This window comes from Ruegeria sp. HKCCD6426 (assembly GCF_057221115.1).
Genome location: NZ_JBWVBF010000003.1, coordinates 666267 through 689304 on the forward strand (window position 1 = coordinate 666267; position 23038 = coordinate 689304).

Sequence of the window (23038 nt, forward strand, 5' to 3'; positions counted from 1 at the left end):
CCCTTGACGCTGCCGCGCAAGCCTGAGCATGTATGTCCCGACATTATACCGCGCCTCGAGGCTGCATCGCCAGCCCGAATTGCTCAAACATAAGACTTGTGCTGAATGCTGCTGCTGATCGACAACTATGACTCGTTTACTTACAACCTCGTTCACTATTTGGGCGAGTTGGGCGCCGAAATGGTCGTGCGCCGCAACGATGCGCTGGACGTGCAGGAAGCGATGGCCATGAACCCGGCCGGTATTCTGCTGAGCCCGGGCCCTTGTGACCCTGATCAAGCGGGTATTTGCCTGGCTCTCACCCAAGCTGCCGCCGAAACCCAAACGCCTTTGCTGGGTGTATGTCTGGGGCACCAGACCATCGGGCAGGCTTTTGGCGGCGAAGTGGTTCGCTGTCATGAGATTGTGCATGGAAAAATGGGTCAGATGCACCACACCGGAAAGGGTGTTTTTGCTGGCCTGCCGTCGCCGTTCGAAGCAACCCGTTATCACTCGTTGATTGTAAACCGCGATACCCTGCCCGACTGCCTTGAAGTCACGGCTGAACTAGAAGACGGCACGATCATGGGCCTGCAGCATAAGGAACTGCCAATACACGGCGTACAGTTCCACCCGGAATCCATCGCTTCTGAGCACGGGCATGCCCTGCTCAAGAACTTCCTGAATGAAATGAAAGTCCCCGCATGAGCGACGCACTGAAACCGCTGATCGGTGCTGCGGCCGATCGGTCTCTGACCCGCGCCGAAGCTGAAAAAGCCTTTGAAATTCTATTCGACGGCGAAGCAACGCCCAGCCAGATCGGTGGTTTGCTGATGGCCATGCGAACCCGCGGTGAAACCGTTGATGAATATGCCGCCGCAGCCGCAGTCATGCGGGCCAAGTGTCATGCGGTGAATGCTCCTGCTGGTGCGATGGACATCGTGGGCACTGGCGGCGACGGCAAGGGAACGCTGAATATCTCGACTGCCACCGCGTTCGTCGTGGCTGGCGCTGGCGTGACTGTCGCGAAACATGGTAACCGGAATCTGAGTTCGAAATCTGGCGCTGCGGATGCTCTGGGACAGCTTGGAATCAACGTTATGGTCGGCCCGGAAGTCGTTGAAACAGCTTTAAAAGACGTCGGCATCGGCTTTATGATGGCGCCGATGCACCACCCGGCAATCGCCCATGTCATGCCGTCCCGACAAGAGCTGGGCACGCGCACGATATTCAACATTCTGGGGCCTCTGACAAACCCGGCCGGGGTCAAGCGTCAGTTGACCGGCGCGTTTAGTCGCGATCTTATCCGTCCAATGGCCAAAACTCTGGGCCTGCTGGGCTCGGAACACGCCTGGTTGGTCCATGGATCAGATGGCACCGATGAACTGACCATCACCGGCATCAGCTGGGTCGCGTCCGTTGAAGACGGTACCGTTAAGGAAGCTGAGATTCACCCCGAAGACGCAGGACTGCCGGTCCATCCGTTCGAGGATATCATCGGCGGAACCCCCGAAGAGAATGCCTCTGCGTTCCGTGCCCTGTTGAATGGCGCGCCATCGGCCTATCGTGACGCGGTATTACTCAATTCCGCGGCCGCACTGGTAGTAGCCGATGCCGCGAGCGACCTACGAGAGGGTGTTGCCATGGCTGCCGAAAGCATCGACAGCGGGAAAGCCAAAGAAAAAATCGCCGCCCTGGCCCGAATTACACAGGAAGCCGCATGACCGAGACCGTTCTGGACAGGATCAAAGCCTACAAACTGGAAGAAGTTGCTGCGGACAAAGCGAATAAGCCACTGGAAACGCTGGAATCCGAGGCTAACGCCGCCTCAGAAACTCGCGGTTTTGCCGACGCGCTGCAGCGTGCAACGCGTAAGGGATATGGCCTGATCGCTGAGGTTAAAAAGGCAAGCCCGTCCAAAGGGTTGATCCGCGCAGATTTTGATCCGCCTACTTTGGCCAAAGCTTACGAAGACGGCGGAGCGGCGTGCCTCTCGGTTCTGACGGATACACCTAGTTTCCAGGGCGCTAAAGAGTACCTGACTGCTGCGCGCGAGGCCACCACACTGCCGGCGCTGCGCAAGGATTTCATGTATGATCCCTATCAGGTCATCGAGGCGCGCGCTCTTGGTGCCGACTGTATCCTGATAATCATGGCCTCGGTGAGTGACGCACAGGCCGCTGAACTGGAACAGACCGCATTTGAATGGGGAATGGATGTTCTGATCGAGGTGCATGACGAAGCGGAGCTGGAACGCGCGACGCTTCTAAAAAGCTCATTGATCGGGATAAACAATCGTAATCTGAAAACGTTCGAAACCACTCTTGATACGACTAGACGCCTATCGAAATTGGTTCCTGCTGGGCGTCGGATCGTTTGCGAAAGCGGTTTGAGCACGCCCGAAGATCTGGCTGACATTGCACGTTACGGCGCCCGTTGTTTTCTGATCGGTGAAAGCTTGATGCGTCAGGACGATGTGGCGGCTGCGACCCATGCGTTGCTCGCCAACCCATTGGTACCCGGAGTGATGTAATGCCACTGACTCATTTCGACTCTCAGGGCCAAGCACACATGGTCGATGTCTCGGACAAGGCGGTGACAGATCGCGTCGCTGTTGCCGCAGGTCACGTTAAGATGGCTCGGGAAACCTTTGATATTATTTCAGAAGGTCGCGCAAAAAAGGGCGACGTTCTCGGTGTGGCACGATTGGCCGGTATCATGGGCGCTAAGAAAACACCCGACCTGATCCCATTGTGCCACCCCCTCCCGATTACGCGTGCTGCCGTCGAGCTGACACTGGACCCGGACCTGCCAGGTGTACAGATCGAAGCGACCGTAAAAACGTCTGGACAGACCGGCGTCGAAATGGAGGCCCTAACCGCCGTCACGACCGCAGCTTTGACCGTTTATGACATGACCAAAGCCGTGGACAAAGCGATGGAGATTGGCGGTATCAGGGTTCTTCTGAAAGATGGCGGAAAATCAGGACGTTACGAAGCGGAATGATTAGCGTAGAAGAGGCACGTGCTCTGCTGTTCGAGCTGGTTGACCCGCTTCCTGCCGAGACAGTTCCGCTTGCAAATTCCGCAGGTCGTGTTCTGGCGGAAGATGTGATAGCAACCCGGGATCAACCGCCTTTTGCCGCATCCTCGATGGATGGCTACGCGGTTATGTCCGCCGAAGTCGAACGGCACGCGATGTTCAAAGTCGTTGGCGAAGCCACGGCAGGGCAGCGTTTCAGCGCCCCCTTGGGCCCCGGACAGGCAGTTCGAATCTTTACGGGCGCGCCAGTTCCCGAAGGTGCTGATTTTGTCGTCATTCAGGAAGATGTCGACCGACGCGGCGATCTGATCACAATCAGCAATGACCCCGGCCCCAAACCCAATATCCGCCCGGCAGGCATTGATTTTGCGGTCGGCACACGGATTTCAGCACCTCGACGCCTTCGAGCAGAAGACGTTGCACTGATGGCCGCAATGAATATCACAACGGTGCCGGTAACACGCAAACCAGAGATCGCGCTCATTTCGACCGGAAACGAACTGGTCATGCCCGGAGAAACCCCCGGCCCCGATCAGATCATCGCGTCAAACACCTTTGGCCTCAAAGCGTTACTCGAGGAAGTTGGTGCGCGTGTCCGGGTTCTGCCGATTGCTCAGGACACCGTCTCTTCGCTGGAAACAGCATTCAATCTGGCGGATGGCGCGGACATGGTCGTAACCATCGGTGGCGCCTCGGTGGGCGAATATGACCTTGTCGCCGATGTCTCGCAGGCGTTGGGCATGGACCGGTCGTTCTACAAGATCCGAATGCGACCCGGAAAACCGCTAATGGCCGGACGATTGGGTGACGCGGCTATGGTCGGCCTGCCCGGCAATCCGGTGAGTGCAATGGTCTGCGGCTATCTGTTTCTGGCCCCAATGGTGCGCCGCATGCTTGGACGCGAAGAGGCTTTATCACCATTTCGACGAGCAAAACTGGCGGCGCCAATCGGCAAGAACGGACCGCGCGAACACTATATGCGCGCTGTACTGGACGAAACCGGCATCCGGGCCTGTGACAATCAGGATAGCTCGCTGCTCAGTGTTCTGGCCCAAGCAAATGCACTGTTGGTGCGTGAACCGCATGATCCTGAACGGGTTGTCGGGGACGAAGTTCTGTACCTCCCGATCTAGAAGACCTGTAAATCCGTTGACACAAAACGTGAACATGCGTAGAACAAAAGAAAACGCATGAGCGACGAGGTGTGAGCAATGCTGACCAAAAAACAGCTGGATTTGCTGGAATTCATCCATAAACGCGTTCAGGCGGACGGTGTTCCGCCCAGCTTCGACGAAATGAAGATTGCGCTGGATCTGCGTTCGAAATCCGGGATCCATCGGTTGATCACCGCGCTGGAGGAGCGTGGCTTTATCCGCCGTCTTGCGCATCGCGCCCGCGCCATCGAAATTGTGAAATTACCGGAAAGCCTCGGTGGCGAGCCGACCGCAGGCTTTACCCCACGCGTGATCGAGGGCGACCGGCCAACAGGCCCGCGCCCCGCCAATTTCGAACCGGTCACAGTAGATGCGATGGAACTGCCCGTGATGGGCCGTATCGCAGCGGGTGTTCCAATTGAAGCAATCAGCCATGTTTCTCACCGTGTAGCAGTGCCGGGCACTATGGTTTCCGGCAAAGGAGACCACTACGCGCTTGAAGTACGCGGTGACTCGATGATCGACGCAGGCATCAATGACGGTGATGTTGTTGTGATTAGGGAAACTTCGGTCGCAGATAACGGCGATATCGTTGTCGCACTGGTGGAAGATCAGGAAGCCACGCTGAAACGTTTCTTCCGCCGTGGCCACGCAATTGCACTCGAGGCTGCCAATCCGGTTTATGAAACCCGTGTGTTGCCGGAAGAAAAGGTCAAAGTTCAAGGTCGTCTGGTTGGCTTGATCCGCAGCTACTGATCCTTGATATTACGGGCGCCAGGAGACCAGAGCCTGCGCCCGGTGACATCTGCACTGGTCATAAGATGTCCGTCGTCAAACGCCAAGCTGCCGGTTTCCCGCAATATTTTCGGGCCAAAGATCGTACAGTTGCCGCTGAGCTCCAACGCAACCGGCGATACGACTATCTGGTTTTGATTGCATTCGTCAAAGCTGCTGGCTGCCCGCTTTCCGGTGACGTGTACCAGTTCCTTATCGCCCAGCAAAAACCGCTGCACCCGGTCCGGGGCATGCGGCCAGCGGGCCGCCGCGCGGGTTTGATCTACGCCGTCACCATCATTCTCAAGCCAAACCGAAGCCACAAAACCGCTGCCTTTTTCTTTGCTCAGCGCCCGCCCGCTTGCGGTCATTACACCAATCAGACTGCCTGTATCGGCCACCAGAACTTCTGGCCGGTGCCCCTGTCCCCATAGCATCAATGCCGCAGCCATTGGGGCCACGCCTGCCCATCTGGCACGGGTTTGCCAAAGAATGGCCCACAATGCGCCAAGAGCCAGCATAGGCAACACGAATTCCGGGGGGCTGACCACATAGCCCCTGGCCCCGTCCAACGCCGAGACCCACTCTGCAACCCCTAAAATCCAGCGTAGTCCCAAACCCATCAGTGCCAGCGCGAGCCATTCCAATCCAAATGGCGCTAATAGTGCCGCTACGACAGCGGTCGGCACCACGACCGTACCCATGACGGGCACCGATAAGAGGTTCGCCAGCAAGCCATAGTGAGACATTGTGTTGAAATGCGCAGCCCCGACCGGTGCAGTGGCAAGACCCGCAATGGCAGAGGACATCAACAAACCCAAAGCAGGCTTTATCCATTTGGGACCCGGGATCGGCCCCAGGTTGCGCATTCCTCCGAATACAGAGACCAAAGCGGTGGTTGCGGCAAATGACATCTGAAACCCAGGGCTAAGCAGAGATTCGGGGCGCAGGATCAGGACAATCAGCGCCGCAAGTGCAACAGCGCGTAGTGAAATGGCCCTGCGATCAATCAGAACCGCGCCCAACATGACGCTGACCATGACAAAGGCGCGCTCGGTCGCGACATTCCCGCCTGACAATAACAGATAGATCATTGCGGCACTTAACGCACAGATCGCGGCCAGCTTTCGCACCGGCAAACGCAATGCCAACGCCGGAATCGTTGCCAATATGATCCTGCAAGTCACAAAAACAAAACCGGTCAACAATCCCATGTGCAGACCTGAAATTGCCAGCAAATGAGCCAAGTTCGACGCCCTAAGCGCATCAAGCGTGGTTTGCCCCATGCCGCTGCGATCCCCGGTTGTCACGGCAGCAGCAAATCCACCAACTTCGCCAGGCAAAACCCCACGCACGTGCTCGGATACAGCCATGCGCCAGAATGTTATTCGCACACCACCGAGCCCGTCCTCAACCGGAGACACAGGCATCACGGGAACTCGGGTGTAGCCGACGGCACCCAAACGCTGAAACCATGCGTGACGGCGAAAATCGAAACCGCCCGGCTCGACCGGCCCCTGCGGAGGAGACATATGCGCGGTCGTCATGATCCGTTGTCCCGGCATCAGGGGAACAGTGTCGCCATGCATAGACAGCCGAATGCGCTGCGGTTGCTGTTTTTCAGGCACATCCCCGATCCGCACCTGATCCAGCGTCACCCGCAGCGCATCCGACGCAGAGCGGTCCAGCGCCACGACCCGCCCCTCGATCGGGCCATAGTAGCGCCATTGCAGTACCGGCTCTGCAACCCTGTGAGCACGCGCGCCCGCCAGTAGAAAACCGGCGGCAATCAGCGCTAAACCGACGGCCAGTGGAGCCCAGGCAGCAGGCAGGCTGCGACTGGCAACCAATGCGACAAGCGACAAGACCAGAACCCAGCCATAAAGTTGCAAGCCGGGCTCGAACCGCAGGGTGAAATAGAATCCAATTCCTATCGCCAAACAGATCGGAGACCACGGAAACAGGTACCCTCGCTGCTTCAGTAACGCGGTCTCGATCCCAGCCAGAACACGCATGGTTGCCCCCGTCTCCCGGGCTCGTTAGACAGGCGTCAACTTAAGCCCGCTAAGGTTACCAAAAGGTTAATCACCACTATGTCCGATCAGGTCGTCACCCGTTTTGCCCCATCGCCCACCGGGTTTTTACATATCGGCGGCGCCCGTACCGCGTTGTTCAATTGGCTGTATGCTCGGGGTCGTGGCGGAAAGTTCCTGCTGAGGATTGAGGATACCGATCGGGAAAGATCCACCCCCGAAGCAACCGCTGCTATTTTGCAAGGTATGGAGTGGTTGGGCCTGGATCATGACGGCGACATCAAAAGTCAGTTTGAAGGTGCCGCTCGCCATGCCCAAGTCGCCCACCAACTGCTCGCACAGGGAAAAGCTTACAAGTGCTTCTCGACGCAGGAAGAAATTGCCGCTTTCCGCGATCAGGCACGCGCAGAGGGCAAATCCACCTTATTCCGCAGCCCCTGGCGGGATGCTGATGACTCGACCCATCCTGATCTACCGTTTGTGATCCGTATCAAGGCACCTCAGGACGGCGTCACGATCATCCGGGATCAGGTTCAGGGCGACGTCACTATTCGCAACGACCAACTGGACGACATGGTCTTGCTTCGTTCAGATGGAACGCCAGTCTACATGTTGGCCGTCGTAGTGGATGATCACGACATGGGCGTAACCCATGTTATCCGAGGCGATGACCACCTGAACAACGCCGCACGTCAGATGATGATCTACGAAGCAATGGACTGGGACGTCCCAATCTGGGCACATATTCCTCTGATTCACGGCCCTGATGGCAAAAAACTGAGTAAGCGCCATGGCGCACTGGGTGCGCAGGAATACCAGGCAATGGGATATCCTGCGGCCGGTATGCGCAACTATCTGGCGCGGCTGGGGTGGAGCCATGGGGATGATGAGTTCTTTACTGATGAACAGGCAAAGGAATGGTTCGATCTGGACGGCATTGGCAAAAGCCCTGCCCGTTTCGATCTTAAGAAGCTTGAGAACCTGTGCGGCCAGCACATTGCAATATCTGAGGATGCTGCGCTGCGGCATGAAATCGCAGGCTATCTGGCAGCGGCTGGTCACAACACTCTGAGTGACACACAATCCAGTGATCTGGAACGTGCGATGTATTGCCTCAAGGATCGAGCCCGAACGTTCCCAGAACTGCTTGAAAAAGCGCACTTTGTTCTGACGTCAAGGCCGATTGCACCTGATGAAAAAGCCGAAAAAGCGCTGGCATCTGTATCCGATGGTATACTGAGTGAATTGACGCCGCATCTGCAAAATGCTAGCTGGTCCCGTGACGAGCTGGAGGAAACCCTGAATTCGTTTGCAGAAGCGAAAGGGGTTAAGTTCGGTAAACTGGCGGGTCCGCTACGGGCGGTTTTGGCCGGTCGGGCTGCGACACCTTCGGTTTTTGACATGATGCTCGTGCTTGGGAGGGATGAGACCCTGGCGCGACTTTCTGATGCAGTGAACTAGGCCCGACCTTCACATTCGGGTAACGCTGCTCCGCTAATACCCGGACTGCGCGCTTGCGCGCAGCCGTTGCCCGCAAGGTCGGACAGCGATCCGACATGCGCATGACTGAGGAAGGGATGAAATGACCGATAGCAACAAAACCGCCACGCTGACTGTCCATGGTAAAGAATACGAGTTGCCGGTTCATTCGCCAACCGCGGGGCCGGACGTTGTTGATATCCGCAAGCTTTATAGCCAGGCGGGCGTATTCACTTATGATCCCGGATTCACTTCAACCGCCAGTTGCGACAGCACCATCACCTATATTGACGGTGAAAAGGGCGAGCTTCTGCACCGGGGTTACCCGATCGACCAATTGGCCGAAAAATCCCATTTTCTGGAAGTCTGCTATCTGCTGCTGTACGGAGAGCTGCCCACCGCAGCCGTTCTCGAAGAGTTTGAGACCACGATAACCCGCCACACTATGCTGCATGAACAAATGCAGTATTTCTACCGCGGGTTCCGCCGGGACGCGCACCCGATGGCCATTATGGTCGGCGTTGTGGGTGCCATGTCGGCGTTCTATCACGATTCGACAGACATCTCGGACCCGCAACAGCGCGAGATCGCCTCGCATCGTCTGATCGCCAAGATGCCCACCATCGCGGCCTGGGCCTATAAGTATCACATCGGCCAGCCTTTCATTTATCCGCGCAATGATATGGATTATGCGTCGAACTTCCTGCGCATGTGTTTCGCCGTGCCCGCCGAGGATTATGACGTCAATCCGATCCTCAGCCGCGCAATGGACCGGATACTCACGCTGCACGCCGACCACGAACAGAACGCGTCGACCTCGACCGTGCGTCTGGCGTCTTCGTCGGGGGCAAACCCGTTTGCCTGTATCGCCGCTGGTGTTGCTTGTCTTTGGGGTCCGGCCCATGGCGGTGCCAACCAGGCCTGCCTTGAGATGCTGGAAGAGATCGGTACCGTCGACCGCATCCCCGAATTCATCGCCCGCGCCAAGGACAAGGACGATCCGTTCCGCCTGATGGGCTTTGGTCACCGCGTCTACAAGAATTTCGATCCGCGAGCCAAGGTGATGAAACAGTCGGCGGACGAAGTTCTTGAGCTGCTGGGCATCGAAAACAATCCGAAATTGCAGGTCGCAAAAGAGCTGGAGAAAGAAGCTCTGGAAGATCCGTATTTCGCCGAGAAGAAGCTGTTCCCGAACGTAGACTTCTATTCGGGCATCATCCTTGAAGCGATGGGCTTCCCGACTTCGATGTTCACGCCGATCTTTGCACTGTCGCGTACCGTCGGCTGGGTCAGCCAGTGGAAAGAGATGATCGCCGACCCGCAAAACAAGATCGGTCGTCCGCGTCAGCTGTATCTGGGCGAGACCATGCGGGACTACGTTGATATCGAAAAACGCTGAGACAAGCCAAATCGAACTTAAGCCCCGGCCCTGCGCCGGGGCTTTTTTGTCAAAACAAGCTAAGCTGATCGCCGACCTGCGCTGGCACAGCAAATAAATCGCAACGCAAGGGCGGCGACTGGGTCGCCAGTCCTAGTCGCTTTAGCGCCGCTTTGAAGCGATGCGCAATCATCTCTGCGTAGGTGCCCTCGCCCCGCATTCTGTGCCCCCAACGTGGGTCGTAGTCTTTTCCCCCATGCATCTCGCGCAGGCGCGCCATGATCTTCCCGGCGCGATGCGGTTCGTGTTCCGCCAACCACTCCTGCCACAATTCTGATACCTCACGCGGCAATCGCAACATGATCCAACTGGCCGCATCAGCCCCCGCCTCCTGACCGGCCTCCAGTAGGTGTTCCAGCTCGTGGTCCGTCAGACCGGGCACGATGGGCGATGTCATTACACGCACCGGAACTCCAGCCTCGGTCAGCCGCCTGATTGTTTTCAAGCGGCGTTGCGGAGACGGCGCACGCGGCTCCATTCTACGGGACAGATCAGAATCCAGGGTTGTCAAAGAAATCCCCACACGGACCAAGCCCTGCTTCGCCATGGGCGCTAAAATATCCAGATCGCGCTCTACCAGAGTGCCCTTGGTTACGATACCAACCGGGTGTTGAAAACCTCTCAGAACTTCAAGACAGGCTCTTGTTATTTCGCGAGTCTTCTCGATCGGCTGATATGGATCCGTGTTGGTTCCAAGCGCTATCGGGGCGACCTTGTAGGACCGCGCCGATAGCTCGCGCCGCAACACATTTGCCGAGTTCGGACGCGCGACCAAACGTGTTTCAAAGTCCAAACCCGGAGAAAGCCCCAGATAAGCGTGCGTCGGGCGCGCAAAACAATAAACGCAACCGTGTTCACATCCGCGGTACGGATTGATCGAGCGATCGAAGGGCAAGTCAGGAGAGGTGTTGTAGGTAATCAGGCTCCGTGCAATCTCATCCCGGGTTTCAGTACGCAGCGGCGGCAATTCTCCATCGTTATCCCACCCGTCATGCTTGGCGGTGGTGAGGAACCGCTCGAAACGGCCGGCATGGTTTGACGCCGAACCACGAGCGACCAGCCGTGTGTGATCAACAATTTGTTCGCTCTTTGTTCTCATTGTCTTGTAATACAGAACTGCTGCTGCTCACGCAAGGCGACAACATTTGCCCTCTGCGTCCCATCTGACGGGAAAATTTGAAAATACCGTGGGATCTTGAATAAACTACAAGATAGTCATGCAAAAAAATCCACCCCATCAGGTCATATTTTCATCTATAGGTCGGTCTAAGAACGACCAAGGTCGCAATCGTCACAGTATACATGCGACGAAATGGCCAAAACGGAAAAAATTGCCACCCCGGGCCGAGGGCCCGAACAGCTCAGGGAAATGCCCCATGTCCGATGAAGAAGACATCATCCTGTCAGAACTGAACGACGACGAACTTGTCGAGCAGATGTTCGACGATCTTTATGATGGTCTGAAGGAAGAGATCGAGGAAGGTGTGAACATTCTGCTGGAACGCGGATGGACCCCTTACGACATCCTGACCAAGGCGCTGGTTGGTGGCATGACGATCGTTGGCCACGACTTCCGCGACGGCATCTTGTTCGTCCCCGAGGTCTTGCTTGCAGCCAACGCCATGAAAGGCGGCATGACGATCCTCAAGCCGTTGCTGGCCGAAACCGGTGCGCCCCGTGTGGGCAAGATGGTCATTGGCACCGTCAAGGGCGACATCCACGACATCGGCAAGAACCTTGTTTCGATGATGATGGAAGGCGCAGGGTTCGAAGTTGTCGATCTGGGCATCAACAACCCCGTAGAAAACTACCTTGAGGCGCTGGAGTCTGAACAGCCTGACATCTTGGGCATGTCCGCTCTGCTGACGACCACGATGCCTTATATGAAGGTCGTCATCGATACTCTGGTCGAACAGGGCCTGCGCGATGACTATATCGTACTTGTGGGTGGTGCGCCCCTGAACGAAGAGTTCGGCAAGGCAATTGGTGCCGACGGTTATTGCCGTGACGCTGCGGTGGCTGTGGAAATGGCCAAAGACTTCGTGTCGCGCCGCCACAATCAGATGGCGGGCTAATCCAATTGAAAGATTACCGAAGGCCGCCCGTTTCGGGCGGCTTTTTTTGTTCCGGGGCCGCGCTTGTTAAATCACAACAGGCGGCACTAAAATTGTTCTGAGACGCAACCGAACGGAAGCCCGATGACGGACACGCCATTGCCAGACGACAACAGCCTGACGGTGCAGGGTTTTAGCGAACAGCGAAAGGCCGAGCAGATTCTGCTCATCGCTTGTGGTGCTCTGGCGCGTGAAATTCTGGATTTGAAGGCCCGCAACGGCTGGGACCACATGGCACTGACCTGTCTACCGGCAATCCTGCATGTCCATCCTGAACGCATCACTCAAGCGGTCGAAGACGCGGTGGCCAAGCACCGGGACAGTTTTGAACGGATCTATGTCGTCTATGCCGATTGCGGAACCGGCGGGTTGTTACAGCAGGCCTGTGAACGTTTGGGCGTCGAGATGATCAAGGGCCCGCATTGTTATTCTTTCTTCGAGGGCAACGATGCCTTCGCGGAACATGCCGATGACGAAACCACAGCCTTCTACCTAACGGATTTTCTGGCACGGCAGTTCGATGCGTTCGTCTGGAAGCCGCTAGGTCTGGACCGGCATCCGGAACTGCGTGACATGTATTTCGGAAACTACACAAAACTCGTCTATCAGGCGCAGACCGATAATCCCGACCTTACCCAACGGGCAATGGAATGCGCGGATCGAATGGGGCTGACTTTCGAACGCAGGCTGACAAGATATGGTGATCTGGAAACCACCTTATCCGATTGGGCGGCCCGCCCAACAGCCGGACAGCAGGACCAAAGCTAGGCGTTGGCCAAAGCGACTTCGCGAATCCGTTCGATCATCGAACGCAACCCGTTTGAGCGTTGCGCGGACAAATGGTCGTTTAAGCCCAGCCGCGCAAGTTCGGCCGCAGCATCCACGCTGGGCACTTCGCTTACTGGCAAACCATTGTACAAGCTCCGCAATACAGCGATCAGGCCACGTACAATAAGGGCGTCACTGTCGCCATCAAAGTGGAACGCCCCGCCTTCGATTACAGGGTGTAGCCATACCTGACTTGCGCATCCATTGACTTTGGTTGCCGGTACTTTCAGCGCATCATCCAACGGGGACATCGCCTTACCCTGCTCGATGACGTGGCGGTACCGGTCTTCCCAGTCCTCCAAAAATTCGAAGTCCTCGACAATCTCTTCAAAGGCGGGCGTTGCCATAGTTCGGCTATTCCTTGCGTTGCGCGATCATAATTGTGACCTATGCTTAGCTTAACCGTCTGTCCACCCCCCGGCGTGGCTTTTCAAGACGATGAAATTGCGGTAACCCGATGCAGGAAAAAATACACAAATCGTTGGGTCCATGTACAAATCTCTGTCTGTTCTTCTGGTTTCCACGTTAATTCTGTCAGGCTGCGGCGGCTGGCGCGACTCGCGGGTGAACCCCTCGAACTGGTTTGAGCCCAGCACCCCTGCCCCGGGCGAACTGTCAACCGAAGATCCGAATGCACTTGTTCCGGCGCAAAGTGACTCGGCCGGCTTGTTCAAGCGCCCGGACGCCATCGACAGCAGTATTCCGATCGCTCGGATTGATGAACTGCGAATCGATCCAACGCCGGCGGGGGCTATTGTTTATGCTGCTGGGACAGCAATTCGACAGGGCGCTTACGACGCCCACCTCAGGCGCGTTGAATCTGAGGAAAACACCAAAAACGGCATTATGGAGTTCTCGTTTCGTGTGAATTACCCCGACTATGCAACATCGCAAGGGACCGAACGGTCGCGCATGGTGTCGGATGCTATCAATGTCACCGCACAGGAGCTGCAGGACATTCGCCTGGTTCGTGTGGTCGGTCAGCAAAACGCATTGGAATCACGCCGCCGCTAAGCGGGATTAGAGCGACACGACCTGAACAGTTTGCCCTTTTGCCGCCAGTGCGATCTTGCCATCGCAGAGTTTTAGGGCATCCTCACCAAACACTTCGAACCGCCAACCGGTCATTGCAGGTACTTCGCGTTCCCCGGAGGCGATCAGATCCAAGTCGGCGCTGGACGCAATCAGCTTGGCGGCAACGCCTGCGCTTTCAGTCTTTGACTTCAGCAATACCCTCAGCAAATCGGCCAGTGCCGGATTGACCTTCAGCTTGTCGCGGCTGTTGTCAATTTTGGGCATTTGCTCCGGCGGGCAGTTCACGCCGCGTTTGACTGCGGCGAGAATCCCATCGGCTATTGGACCTTTACGCGCATCACGCAACAGCAACCGTGAACCACCGAGATCTGAGGTCGAATTTGGCTTGGTAGACGCCATCTCGATTAGGGCATCATCCTTGAATACACGACTACGCGGGACATTGTTTTCCTGCGCATAAGCCTCTCGAAATTGAGCCAACTCGCGAACCACGGCCAAGAATTTGGCTGAATTCGTTCGGGTCTTGACCCGCCGCCATGCGTCCTCGGGGCGAATATCGTAGGTTTCGGGCCGGGTCAGAATTTGCAGCTCTTCCGCGACCCAATGGCTGCGTTTGGTCTTTTCAAGCTCTGCAGCCAGGTATTCGTAGATGTTCCGCAAATGCGTTACATCCGCCAAAGCATAGGTTTTCTGCGCGTCCGACAAAGGGCGGCGGGACCAGTCCGTGAACCTTGAGGTTTTATCCACGCCCGCTTTACAGATTTTGCGGACCAGCGTTTCATAACCCACCTGCTCACCAAAATCGCAGACCATCGCAGCGACCTGCGTGTCAAACAGCGGTGCAGGGAAAACACCGGCTTCAACCCAGAAAATCTCAAGATCCTGTCGTGCGGCGTGAAAGACTTTTACAACACGTTCATCACGAAACAGGTCATAGAGAGGCTCAAGCGACATATTGTCGGCCAGCGGATCAACAAGCACCGCGCTATCATCGTCATCCGAGGGATAGGCCACCTGCACCAGGCACAGCTTCGAATAATATGTCCGTTCGCGTAGAAACTCTGTGTCTACGGTAATATAGGGATATTCCGAAGCCGTCTTGCAAAATTCGGCCAGCTCTTGCGTCGTTGTCAGGGTTCTCATGCGCCGTGCTGTTCTTGCTCTTTTTTTAATGACTGCCCGTCTTTACGTCCTCGTCCCGAGCGTTAGGGGCGACCATAGGCCGATTTCCGGGGGCGTGTAAATCACCGAAGGCAAATCAGGGTAGCAGAACCGGGGATTTGTCACCTTGGGCATAGCGCCGCAAAACAGCCGGGTACAGCTTGTGCTCCCAAGTCAGAACCCGCGCGGCCAAAGTATCTGAGGTATCTGCCGCCTCGACCTCGACACGGGCTTGACCCAATATCGGACCGTCATCCAGGGCCGCGGTAACCTCGTGTACGGTACAGCCATGTTCTGTGTCCCCAGCCTCGATCGCCCGTGCGTGAGTATTCAGGCCCTTGTATTTCGGCAAGAGTGACGGGTGGATGTTCAGCATTTGCCCCTGAAACTGCGATACGAACTCCCCGGTCAGTACCCGCATGAACCCGGCAAGGCAGATTATGTCAGGTTGTGCCTCTAGCAAAGGTTTCACCAGTTCTGACTCGAATGCTGAACGGTCGCCTTTAAAAGGACGGTGATCGACCACAGCTGTAGGAATACCGCGATCTGCTGCCTTCTGAATCCCACCCGCACTTGGGTCATTGGACAAAACCAGACAGGGTCGGGCTGGGTGATCGTTCACCATGCTGTCGACCAGCGACACCATGTTCGACCCCCCGCCAGACAGCAGGATCGCGACGCGCTTATGGCTCACAACAGGGTGCCCGAGTACGCGACGCCCGGTGTTTCCGTGACAGTACCAATCCGTGAGACCGTCTCGCCAGCCTCGGTCAGCAACCCGGTCAGCGTGTCGGCTTGATCTGCAGAGCAGACAACAATCATGCCGATACCGCAGTTGAAGGTCTTGAGCATCTCGGCCTCGGCAATCCCGCCGACTTCTGCCATCCAGCCAAAGACAGGCGTCAGATTCCAGGAGTTCAGATCGATTTCGGCACCCATTCCTTCGGGCAAGACACGCGGCAGGTTTTCTGTCAGGCCACCACCGGTGATATGGGCCAGCGCATGAACGCCCCCTGCCCGTATCGCCGCCAATGCAGGTTTGACATAGAGCCGCGTCGGCGTCAGCAGTGCTTCGCCCAGCGTCCCGCTGCCAAAGGGAGATGCAGAGTCCCAACCCAGCCCCGATATCTCAACCAGTTTGCGCACCAGCGAGTAGCCGTTGGAATGCACCCCGTTCGAGGCCAGCCCCAGCAGAACATCACCGGCCTGAACTCCGTCGGGAAGAACAGCGCCCCGCTCCATCGCACCGACCGAGAATCCGGCCAAATCGAAATCTCCATCAGGATACATGCCCGGCATTTCGGCCGTTTCACCACCGATCAAAGCGCAACCTGATTGTGCACACCCTTCGGCGATGCCTTCGATGATCCGTGCGGCCGTATCCGTGTCCAGCTTGCCGGTGGCGAAGTAATCCAGAAAAAACAGCGGCTCGGCACCCTGACAGATCAAATCGTTGACGCACATCGCCACCAAGTCGATTCCGACGCCGTCCACCAAACCGGTATCGATAGCGATCCTTAGTTTAGTGCCCACGCCATCGGTTGCCCCCACAAGAATCGGGTCTTCGTAACCGGCGGCTTTGAGATCGAACAACGCGCCGAACCCGCCTAGCCCACTCATCACACCCGAGCGATTGGTGCGCTTCGCCGCCGGCTTGATCCGGTCAACCAGCGCGTTGCCTGCGTCAATATCCACACCGGCATCGGCATAGGTGATTCCGTTCTTGCCCGCTGTCATGGCCAATCCCTCATGAGTGCTTTGCGGGCGGGTTATTCGATTGTGCAACATGTTGCAACGGTCAGGCTTGACGCGGGCACAGATCGTGATACCCAAGGCGCTCAGGCGGGCCTGTAGCTCAATTGGTTAGAGCAGAGCGCTCATAACGCTTTGGTTGGGGGTTCGAGTCCCTCCGGGCCTACCATTTTCACCGTCCGATCACTATATCCGCACATAATCCGCCCAGGTTTTTGCTTTTGCCCAACCGCAACGTGCCTCCGTGGGCGCGTGCTATGTCCGCAACGATGGCCAGGCCCAAACCGACACCGCTGCCCTGATTCTGGTTTCGGGCCGGATCAAGCCGGGTGAATGGTCTTACGGCCTCGGTGCGCTGTTCCAATGGAATTCCGGGTCCATCATCTTCAACCCGAATGCGCAGGGATTTTGGAGTGAGCGTCAGACTCATCTCAGCGCGAGAACCATAACGCACTGCATTCCCGATCAGGTTCTCCACTGCGCGCCGCATCGCGGTCGGGCGCATCATGGCGGGGCCTTCCCCTTCGATCGATGTGAGTTCCACATCGTAACCGGCACGCTGCGCGTCCTTCACGATCTCTCGCAGCCACAATTCGGGCTCCACTTTCTCGGGGGCGCCCTCAGCAGTGCCACGGGAGAACTCCAGAAATGCATCCAGAAGGGACTGCATCTCGTCCACATCTTTGAGCATTGGGCCTGCTTCTTCTTCAGGAATAAGCGACAGTCCCAGTTTCAACCGGGTAAGCGGCGTACGCAGATCATGGCTAACGCCGGACAGCATCCGTGTTCGTTGTTCGATCTGACGCTCAATTCGAGACCGCATGTCCAGAAATGCGTTTCCCGCCGCGCGCACCTCGATCGCACCGTTCGGCGTGTAAGGCACGACCCTACCGCGACCGAAAGCCTGTGCCGCGTCGGCAAGGCGAGTGATCGGCCGCAATTGGTTACGCATGTAAAGAAAGGAAATCGTGGTCATCACAACGGCAAAGAAAACCATAGTGACAAGCAACTGGTGTGGAGCGGCCGGAGACAACCGCCTCCGGTCGAATGCCAACTCAAGTGTCCCAAGGTCTGTCTCGAGATAAACGCGCGCCTCTTTGCCGCTCGGCAAGGCTATCGCGACAGCCTCTGGTAACCTTGTGTGCAGGTTTTCAGCAACTTGCGGCGCTATGAAATCATGCCACCGGCGTGATCCGGCTTCGGCTTCTTCGTCCGGGTTCAGGAATCGCGCCGTCATTCCCAGGGCCGTCAATTCGGTTCTTACGGCAGCCAGCGCCTCTTGCTGTGTCTCGGCGCCCTGCATCCCCTCCATGATCAGATCAACTTCCCGTGCAGCGGAACGCGTCATTTGCTGCGTCACCTCTTCAAGGTGTTTCTGCAGAAAGGCGATGGACACCACCAACAACACGACAATGACCGGCAGCACGAGAATCAAGGCAGCACGGGCATACAGGCTGCGGGGCATATAGGGTTTGAGCAATTGCGACGACATGCGCTAAACCTAGCGGGCCACCTGGGTAAGAGGAAGAGGTCACAATGCAAGCCCCTGACAGTTTCAACCCAGCACCCGGCGTGGCCGAAGAGCTTTCACCCGGCCTCCGACGGATTCTTGCGCCAAATCCGTCGCCGATGACTTATCGCGGCACAAACACTTATTTGCTGGGCACCCGAGGCATCGCGGTGATCGATCCCGGCCCGATGATCGAAGCACACCTCGACGCGATTCTAAACGCGTTGCAGCCCGATCAGCGGGTCAGCCACATTCTGGTGACTCACTCCCATCTGGACCACTCGCCCCTCGCCGCCCCTTTATCCGCGCGCACCGGCGCGCCGATTCTGGCCTTTGGCGAGCCAGAAGCCGGTCGTAGCGCCGTCATGACGCAGCTGGCGAAACAAGGGTTGGCCGGAGGCGGCGAAGGCATCGATTCAGGCTTTCGCCCAGATCAGGAGGTGCTGGATGGTCAGATCATCCGAGGTGAGGACTGGGAGCTTGAGGTAATCCACACGCCGGGTCATCTGGGCAATCACATCGCGCTTGCTTGGGGCGAAGCGTGTTTTACCGCCGATCATGTAATGGGCTGGGCCAGCTCGCTGGTCTCGCCGCCGGACGGTGACCTGACAGATTTCATGGACGCGTGCCACCGCTTGCGCGCGCGCCAATGGTCCGTGTTTCATCCGGGCCACGGAGCCCCCGTTACTGAACCTGCGGCCCGGCTGGATTGGCTGATCGAACATCGTCTTGGGCGTGAATGCCAAATCCTGACTGCACTGGAGGACGGCCCTGCAACAGTGCAAGAATTGGCCCGCCGGATATATGTCGATACCTCTGACGCATTGCTGCCAGCCGCCGAACGAAATGTATTTGCGCATCTTGTGGACCTGACGGGAAAATTCCGCGTTGAACCGCTTCAAGACCTGTCTGTAGCAGCACAATTCCGGCGGCTCAGCTGACCCGCAGAAATTTTTTTCATCGTTATGCGCATCCCCTCTGGACGGCGAAAATCGGTGTTGTTATACGCGCCCTCAGTTCCGGCGTAGCTCAGCGGTAGAGCAGTTGACTGTTAATCAATTGGTCGTAGGTTCGATCCCTACCGCCGGAGCCAATTTTCCTTACATCTGCGCGTTTCAAACTGCACTGACGTGTGATCCGAAGTCCGGTCCAGTTTTTCGTCGAAAAAACTCTTTGACCCCTCTGGACGCCAGGAAATCTGATTGCTATACGGCGCGAACCGTTCCGGCGTAGCTCAGCGGTAGAGCAGTTGACTGTTAATCAATTGGTCGTAGGTTCGATCCCTACCGCCGGAGCCATTCTCCAATCATCGACACTCAGCCCGACAGGGCATCGTTGAAGTCCGCGCGCAGATTGCGTTTCAGGATTTTACCCGTCGCATTAAGCGGCAGCGCATCTACGAAAACAACCTTGTCGGGCACCTGCCACTTAGGAATTTTACCGTCAAAAAAGTCCAATAGCTCTTGCTCTGTCGGATCTTCACCCTCGGACTTAACCGCCACGAGCAACGGGCGCTCGTCCCACTTCGGATGAGGCACTCCAACAACCGCAGCAGTGGCCAGTTTCGGGTGTGCGACGGCGATGTTTTCCAGTTCGACGGAACTGATCCATTCGCCGCCGGATTTGATGATGTCCTTAGACCGGTCGCGGATCGTCATATAGCCGTCAGGGTCCAGTGTCGCCACGTCGCCAGTCGCGAACCAGCCGTTTTGCAAAAGATCCTGATCCTGCAGCTGAAAATAGCTGTCCAACACCCAAGGACCGCGAACCATCAGATCGCCCTGTGTTTCACCGTCATGTGGCAGATCGTTGCCGTCATCATCTACGATCTTTAATTCCACGCCAAAAGGAGGACGTCCCTGATTCTCGCGTAGTCTGTGTTGTTCTTCAAGCGGCAGATCGAGGTGTTTGGCCAGCGGATAGTTGGTCGTTCCCAGAGGGCTCATTTCGCTCATACCCCAGGCGTGGACGGTATCGACGCCATAGGTTTCCCGGAAGGTTTCAATCATTGACGGCGGGCAAGCAGCACCGCCTATGACGGTGCGGTTCAGGCTAGTCAGCTGAGAACCGTTTTGCTGGGCATGAGCCAGAAGGCCCTGCCAGATAGTCGGGACGCCCATTGCCAGCGTCACACCATGCTTGTCGATCAGATCAACCAGCGCTTCGCCGTGCAAACCCGGCCCCGGTAGCACCATGCGTGACCCGGACATGGCGCACGCGTAAGGCGAACCCCAAGCGTTAACGTGGAACATCGGTACAACCGGCATCACGACGTCCATCGCCGAAAACCCAATAACATCCCGCGTGTTCGATGCAAAACTGTGTAATACTGTCGAACGATGGGAATACAAAACGCCCTTGGGGTGTCCTGTCGTGCCCGACGTATAACAAAGGCCGCTGGCCGTATTTTCGTCCAAGTCGGGCCATTCAAAATCGTCGCTGCCCGCATCGATCAACTCGTCATAGAATTTCAAATCGACCACCTGCTCCGATGCGGCGTCGTCCCGAGGCCCCATCAGCACAAAGTGCTGAACCTCACTCAGGTGTTCCTGCAATGCTGAGACAAGAGGGATAAATGTTGCATCAAAGAACAACACCCGGTCCTGAGCGTGGTTGATGATGTAGGTCAGCTGGTCCGGAAACAGACGCGGGTTGATCGTATGGCAGACGAAACCTGCACCGGACACGGCGTAATAAATCTCAAGATGGCGCCGGTTGTTCCACGCCAGCGTCCCTATGCGATCCTGCGGTTGTAATCCCAGCCGGTTAAGCGCCGAGGCCAGCCTGCGTGCATTTTGCGCAATTCCCGCCCAGTCGGTCATAGTCACCGAGCCATCGGTCTCGACCGAAATGATCTCGGTTTCCCCGTGATAACGTTCGGCGTGATCAATCAGTGACGAAATCAGCAACGGCTGCGTCATCATCTGTCCCAGCATGGACATCCTCCCATAGTCAGCTTCGTGCCGTAGCGGCCGCGCTTTATTGCCTTGTTTGCATTACGTCCCAGCAGAGCCAGACGGATCAAACATTGGCATTGATTGGCAACGACCCTGCCAATCTTTCAATTGTCTGACAATAAAAGAATGCTGTCGGTCGCGACAGCGGACCACGGTCAGGACCGCCTATCAGCGCCGATGCCGCAGCGCATAGTCGACCAAAGCCGCGGTCGATCCGTCCTTGTCCGCCGCGCTGACATCTCCCTCCACGATCGGCCCCAGCGAGGTAGCCAGTTCCTTACCCAGCTCAACGCCCCATTGATCAAACGAATTGATTCCCAACAAGGTCCCTTCGACGAAAACCCGGTGTTCATACAGGGCGATGATCTGGCCCAGCACAAACGGCGTGAGCTTGGGATAGATCAGCGTGGTCGAAGGCCGGTTGCCCGGGAATACCCGGTGACGGGCCTGCCGTTCCAACTCGTCGCCTTCCAGCCCTTTGGCAGTCATACGGTCCCGCGCTTCATCTAGTGAACGGCCGCGCATCAATGCCTCGGACTGGGCCAGGCAATTGGCCAATAACAAGCGGTGATGATGGGCAAGTTCAGGCTCATGTCCCTCGGCGGCCACCATGAACTCGCACGGAACCACATCGGTACCCTGATGGATCAGCTGATAAAAGGCGTGCTGACCGTTGGTGCCCGGTTCACCCCAGACGACAGGTCCCGAGGGCATGGTCAGCGCGCTGCCGTCCGTGGCGACCGACTTGCCGTTCGATTCCATCTCTAACTGCTGGAAATAGGCAGGCAAGCGCAGCAGACGTTGGTCATAGGGCAGCACCGCGCGGCCGGTGTGGTTCAACACCTGACGGTGCCAGATGCCAACCAGGGCCAGCATAACCGGCATATTCTCAACCCAATCGGCCGATCGGAAGTGCAGGTCCATCGCCTGCCCGCCCCGCAAAAATGCATCAAAGGCGTTCGAGCCAACGGCAATCATTACGGGCAATCCCACTGGTCCCCAGACGGAATAGCGACCACCAACCCAATCAGCGAATCCAAAGACTCTGTCCTCGGGGATGTCAAAGGCCGCTGTTTTGTCCAAAGCGCTGGAGACAGCAGCAAATTGCCGCGCCGGATCGCCACCGCCGTCCATTACCCAGGCACGGGCGGTGCGCGCGTTGGTCATAGTTTCGATCGTTGTAAAAGTCTTGGAGGCCACAATGATCAGTGTGCGTGTCGGATCGAGCTCGCGCAGCGTATCGGCGATATGCGCGCCGTCCACGTTCGACACGTAATGCAGCCTCGGCCCGTCGTGATAAGGCGCAAGCGCGTGGGTCGCCATGACCGGGCCGAGATCGGACCCTCCGATCCCGATATTCACCACATCGGTGAAACTGCCACCCGGGCCTTGAATCGCGCCGCCTCGGATTTCTTCGGCAAAGACTCGCATCCGTTGCAACGTGTCCAGGACGTCTGGCATGACGTCATGTCCATCAACCTCGACCGGACCTCCATCCAGGTTGCGCAAGGCTGTATGCAGAACCGCCCGCCCCTCGGTTTCGTTGATTTTCTCGCCGCCAAACATCGCATCACGACGCGCGGCCAGATCAGCGGCGTCGCACAGGCGGATCAATTCGGCACGGACATCTTTGTCGATTTTGGTTTTCGAGTAGTCGAACAGCATATCACCGGTCGAGGCTGAAAATTCACGCGCTCGCTCAGGGTCTGTTTCGAACAGGTTAAGAATGCTGTCGCCAGCCCCCTGTTCAGCAAGATATTTGAGGGTTTCGAGTTGCATACC

The 23038-nt window shown here is 57.0% G+C and carries 21 protein-coding genes and 3 tRNA genes; 15 read left to right on the forward strand and 9 right to left on the reverse strand.

Going from position 1 to position 23038, the window contains the following annotated elements; genetic code table 11:
- Nucleotides 1–105: 105 nt before the first annotated feature.
- From AC2TDA_RS12115 to lexA, 6 genes are all read left to right on the forward strand, one after another.
- Complete coding sequence (locus tag AC2TDA_RS12115) at nucleotides 106–687, forward strand: anthranilate synthase component II (RefSeq protein ID WP_480848049.1); 582 nt, start codon at nucleotides 106–108, stop codon at nucleotides 685–687.
- Nucleotides 684–1703 (forward strand): anthranilate phosphoribosyltransferase, encoded by a 1020-nt coding sequence (gene trpD, locus AC2TDA_RS12120; protein ID WP_480879410.1) that lies wholly within the window; start codon nucleotides 684–686, stop codon nucleotides 1701–1703. Before AC2TDA_RS12115 ends, trpD begins: the two co-directional genes overlap by 4 nt.
- A complete protein-coding gene (gene trpC / locus AC2TDA_RS12125) occupies nucleotides 1700–2512 on the forward strand; it encodes an indole-3-glycerol phosphate synthase TrpC (RefSeq protein ID WP_480848052.1) in 813 nt (270 codons plus the stop codon). The genes trpD and trpC overlap by 4 nt, the downstream gene beginning before the upstream one ends.
- Nucleotides 2512–2985 (forward strand): cyclic pyranopterin monophosphate synthase MoaC, encoded by a 474-nt coding sequence (gene moaC, locus AC2TDA_RS12130; protein ID WP_480879411.1) that lies wholly within the window; start codon nucleotides 2512–2514, stop codon nucleotides 2983–2985. The genes trpC and moaC overlap by 1 nt, the downstream gene beginning before the upstream one ends.
- Nucleotides 2982–4154, forward strand: a complete 1173-nt coding sequence (locus AC2TDA_RS12135) for a molybdopterin molybdotransferase MoeA (RefSeq protein WP_480879412.1) — start codon at nucleotides 2982–2984, stop codon at nucleotides 4152–4154. Before moaC ends, AC2TDA_RS12135 begins: the two co-directional genes overlap by 4 nt.
- 78 nt (nucleotides 4155–4232) lie before the next feature.
- Nucleotides 4233–4931: a transcriptional repressor LexA gene (gene lexA, locus AC2TDA_RS12140; protein ID WP_480848057.1), complete on the forward strand. Its 699-nt coding sequence runs from the start codon at nucleotides 4233–4235 to the stop codon at nucleotides 4929–4931.
- Here lexA and AC2TDA_RS12145 read toward each other — a convergent pair.
- On the reverse strand, nucleotides 4925–6964 hold the full coding sequence (locus AC2TDA_RS12145) for a ComEC/Rec2 family competence protein (protein ID WP_480879413.1): 2040 nt from the start codon (nucleotides 6962–6964) through the stop codon (nucleotides 4925–4927). The two genes, lexA and AC2TDA_RS12145, sit on opposite strands and share 7 nt — an antisense overlap.
- 78 nt (nucleotides 6965–7042) lie before the next feature.
- Here AC2TDA_RS12145 and gltX point away from each other — a divergent pair, with 78 nt between their 5' ends.
- On the forward strand, nucleotides 7043–8443 hold the full coding sequence (gene gltX / locus AC2TDA_RS12150; RefSeq protein ID WP_480879414.1) for a glutamate--tRNA ligase: 1401 nt from the start codon (nucleotides 7043–7045) through the stop codon (nucleotides 8441–8443).
- Nucleotides 8444–8564: 121 nt separating this feature from the next.
- A complete protein-coding gene (gene gltA, locus AC2TDA_RS12155; RefSeq protein WP_480848063.1) occupies nucleotides 8565–9860 on the forward strand; it encodes a citrate synthase in 1296 nt (431 codons plus the stop codon).
- A 49-nt stretch (nucleotides 9861–9909) separates the two neighbouring features.
- On the opposite strand, the gene AC2TDA_RS12160 is transcribed toward gltA, so the two are convergent.
- Complete coding sequence (locus AC2TDA_RS12160; protein WP_480879415.1) at nucleotides 9910–10998, reverse strand: PA0069 family radical SAM protein; 1089 nt, start codon at nucleotides 10996–10998, stop codon at nucleotides 9910–9912.
- Between the two features lie 277 nt (nucleotides 10999–11275).
- On the opposite strand from AC2TDA_RS12160, the gene AC2TDA_RS12165 reads away from it, so the two are divergent.
- Complete coding sequence (locus AC2TDA_RS12165; protein ID WP_480848067.1) at nucleotides 11276–11974, forward strand: corrinoid protein; 699 nt, start codon at nucleotides 11276–11278, stop codon at nucleotides 11972–11974.
- A gap of 123 nt (nucleotides 11975–12097) precedes the next feature.
- Nucleotides 12098–12781, forward strand: a complete 684-nt coding sequence (locus tag AC2TDA_RS12170) for a DUF1638 domain-containing protein (RefSeq protein ID WP_480879416.1) — start codon at nucleotides 12098–12100, stop codon at nucleotides 12779–12781.
- Here the strand turns inward: AC2TDA_RS12170 and AC2TDA_RS12175 are convergent.
- The gene (locus tag AC2TDA_RS12175) at nucleotides 12778–13188 is read right to left on the reverse strand and encodes a SufE family protein (protein ID WP_480848071.1); all 411 of its coding nucleotides are present in this window, start codon (nucleotides 13186–13188) and stop codon (nucleotides 12778–12780) included. The two genes, AC2TDA_RS12170 and AC2TDA_RS12175, sit on opposite strands and share 4 nt — an antisense overlap.
- A 142-nt stretch (nucleotides 13189–13330) precedes the next feature.
- Between AC2TDA_RS12175 and AC2TDA_RS12180 the strand changes: the two genes are divergently transcribed.
- Nucleotides 13331–13855, forward strand: a complete 525-nt coding sequence (locus AC2TDA_RS12180; protein WP_480848073.1) for a hypothetical protein — start codon at nucleotides 13331–13333, stop codon at nucleotides 13853–13855.
- Between the two features lie 6 nt (nucleotides 13856–13861).
- Here AC2TDA_RS12180 and rnd read toward each other — a convergent pair whose 3' ends face one another.
- The 3 genes from rnd to purM all read right to left on the reverse strand — a co-directional run bounded on the left by rnd (nucleotide 13862) and on the right by purM (nucleotide 16774).
- A complete protein-coding gene (gene rnd, locus AC2TDA_RS12185) occupies nucleotides 13862–15019 on the reverse strand; it encodes a ribonuclease D (RefSeq protein WP_480879417.1) in 1158 nt (385 codons plus the stop codon).
- Nucleotides 15020–15134: 115 nt separating this feature from the next.
- The gene (gene purN, locus AC2TDA_RS12190) at nucleotides 15135–15731 is read right to left on the reverse strand and encodes a phosphoribosylglycinamide formyltransferase (protein WP_480879418.1); all 597 of its coding nucleotides are present in this window, start codon (nucleotides 15729–15731) and stop codon (nucleotides 15135–15137) included.
- Nucleotides 15728–16774: a phosphoribosylformylglycinamidine cyclo-ligase gene (gene purM / locus AC2TDA_RS12195; RefSeq protein ID WP_480879419.1), complete on the reverse strand. Its 1047-nt coding sequence runs from the start codon at nucleotides 16772–16774 to the stop codon at nucleotides 15728–15730. The genes purN and purM overlap by 4 nt, the downstream gene beginning before the upstream one ends.
- A 107-nt stretch (nucleotides 16775–16881) precedes the next feature.
- Between purM and AC2TDA_RS12200 the strand changes: the two genes are divergently transcribed.
- Nucleotides 16882–16958, forward strand: a tRNA-Ile gene (locus AC2TDA_RS12200).
- 3 nt (nucleotides 16959–16961) lie between these two features.
- On the opposite strand, the gene AC2TDA_RS12205 is transcribed toward AC2TDA_RS12200, so the two are convergent.
- The gene (locus AC2TDA_RS12205; RefSeq protein ID WP_480879420.1) at nucleotides 16962–18281 is read right to left on the reverse strand and encodes an ATP-binding protein; all 1320 of its coding nucleotides are present in this window, start codon (nucleotides 18279–18281) and stop codon (nucleotides 16962–16964) included.
- Nucleotides 18282–18325: 44 nt separating this feature from the next.
- On the opposite strand from AC2TDA_RS12205, the gene AC2TDA_RS12210 reads away from it, so the two are divergent.
- From AC2TDA_RS12210 to AC2TDA_RS12220, 3 genes are all read left to right on the forward strand, one after another.
- A complete protein-coding gene (locus AC2TDA_RS12210) occupies nucleotides 18326–19240 on the forward strand; it encodes an MBL fold metallo-hydrolase (protein ID WP_480879421.1) in 915 nt (304 codons plus the stop codon).
- 77 nt (nucleotides 19241–19317) lie between these two features.
- Nucleotides 19318–19392 (forward strand) — tRNA-Asn (locus AC2TDA_RS12215).
- A gap of 130 nt (nucleotides 19393–19522) precedes the next feature.
- Nucleotides 19523–19597 (forward strand) — tRNA-Asn (locus tag AC2TDA_RS12220).
- An 18-nt stretch (nucleotides 19598–19615) separates the two neighbouring features.
- Here AC2TDA_RS12220 and AC2TDA_RS12225 read toward each other — a convergent pair.
- Both AC2TDA_RS12225 and pgi read right to left on the reverse strand, forming a co-directional pair.
- The gene (locus AC2TDA_RS12225; RefSeq protein WP_480879422.1) at nucleotides 19616–21235 is read right to left on the reverse strand and encodes a long-chain-fatty-acid--CoA ligase; all 1620 of its coding nucleotides are present in this window, start codon (nucleotides 21233–21235) and stop codon (nucleotides 19616–19618) included.
- 189 nt (nucleotides 21236–21424) lie between these two features.
- Nucleotides 21425–23035 (reverse strand): glucose-6-phosphate isomerase, encoded by a 1611-nt coding sequence (gene pgi / locus AC2TDA_RS12230; RefSeq protein ID WP_480879423.1) that lies wholly within the window; start codon nucleotides 23033–23035, stop codon nucleotides 21425–21427.
- Nucleotides 23036–23038: the final 3 nt, after the last annotated feature.

Bases quoted from the DNA above. Each gene is read 5' to 3' on its own strand.
- AC2TDA_RS12115 (WP_480848049.1), top strand. From the start codon at position 106: ATGCTGCTGCTGATCGACAACTATGACTCGTTTACTTACAACCTCGTT.
- trpD (WP_480879410.1), top strand. From the start codon at position 684: ATGAGCGACGCACTGAAACCGCTGATCGGTGCTGCGGCCGATCGGTCT.
- trpC (WP_480848052.1), top strand. From the start codon at position 1,700: ATGACCGAGACCGTTCTGGACAGGATCAAAGCCTACAAACTGGAAGAA.
- moaC (WP_480879411.1), top strand. From the start codon at position 2,512: ATGCCACTGACTCATTTCGACTCTCAGGGCCAAGCACACATGGTCGAT.
- AC2TDA_RS12135 (WP_480879412.1), top strand. From the start codon at position 2,982: ATGATTAGCGTAGAAGAGGCACGTGCTCTGCTGTTCGAGCTGGTTGAC.
- lexA (WP_480848057.1), top strand. From the start codon at position 4,233: ATGCTGACCAAAAAACAGCTGGATTTGCTGGAATTCATCCATAAACGC.
- AC2TDA_RS12145 (WP_480879413.1), bottom strand. From the start codon at position 6,964: ATGCGTGTTCTGGCTGGGATCGAGACCGCGTTACTGAAGCAGCGAGGG.
- gltX (WP_480879414.1), top strand. From the start codon at position 7,043: ATGTCCGATCAGGTCGTCACCCGTTTTGCCCCATCGCCCACCGGGTTT.
- gltA (WP_480848063.1), top strand. From the start codon at position 8,565: ATGACCGATAGCAACAAAACCGCCACGCTGACTGTCCATGGTAAAGAA.
- AC2TDA_RS12160 (WP_480879415.1), bottom strand. From the start codon at position 10,998: ATGAGAACAAAGAGCGAACAAATTGTTGATCACACACGGCTGGTCGCT.
- AC2TDA_RS12165 (WP_480848067.1), top strand. From the start codon at position 11,276: ATGTCCGATGAAGAAGACATCATCCTGTCAGAACTGAACGACGACGAA.
- AC2TDA_RS12170 (WP_480879416.1), top strand. From the start codon at position 12,098: ATGACGGACACGCCATTGCCAGACGACAACAGCCTGACGGTGCAGGGT.
- AC2TDA_RS12175 (WP_480848071.1), bottom strand. From the start codon at position 13,188: ATGGCAACGCCCGCCTTTGAAGAGATTGTCGAGGACTTCGAATTTTTG.
- AC2TDA_RS12180 (WP_480848073.1), top strand. From the start codon at position 13,331: ATGTACAAATCTCTGTCTGTTCTTCTGGTTTCCACGTTAATTCTGTCA.
- rnd (WP_480879417.1), bottom strand. From the start codon at position 15,019: ATGAGAACCCTGACAACGACGCAAGAGCTGGCCGAATTTTGCAAGACG.
- purM (WP_480879419.1), bottom strand. From the start codon at position 16,774: ATGACAGCGGGCAAGAACGGAATCACCTATGCCGATGCCGGTGTGGAT.
- AC2TDA_RS12205 (WP_480879420.1), bottom strand. From the start codon at position 18,281: ATGTCGTCGCAATTGCTCAAACCCTATATGCCCCGCAGCCTGTATGCC.
- AC2TDA_RS12210 (WP_480879421.1), top strand. From the start codon at position 18,326: ATGCAAGCCCCTGACAGTTTCAACCCAGCACCCGGCGTGGCCGAAGAG.
- AC2TDA_RS12225 (WP_480879422.1), bottom strand. From the start codon at position 21,235: ATGCTGGGACAGATGATGACGCAGCCGTTGCTGATTTCGTCACTGATT.
- pgi (WP_480879423.1), bottom strand. From the start codon at position 23,035: ATGCAACTCGAAACCCTCAAATATCTTGCTGAACAGGGGGCTGGCGAC.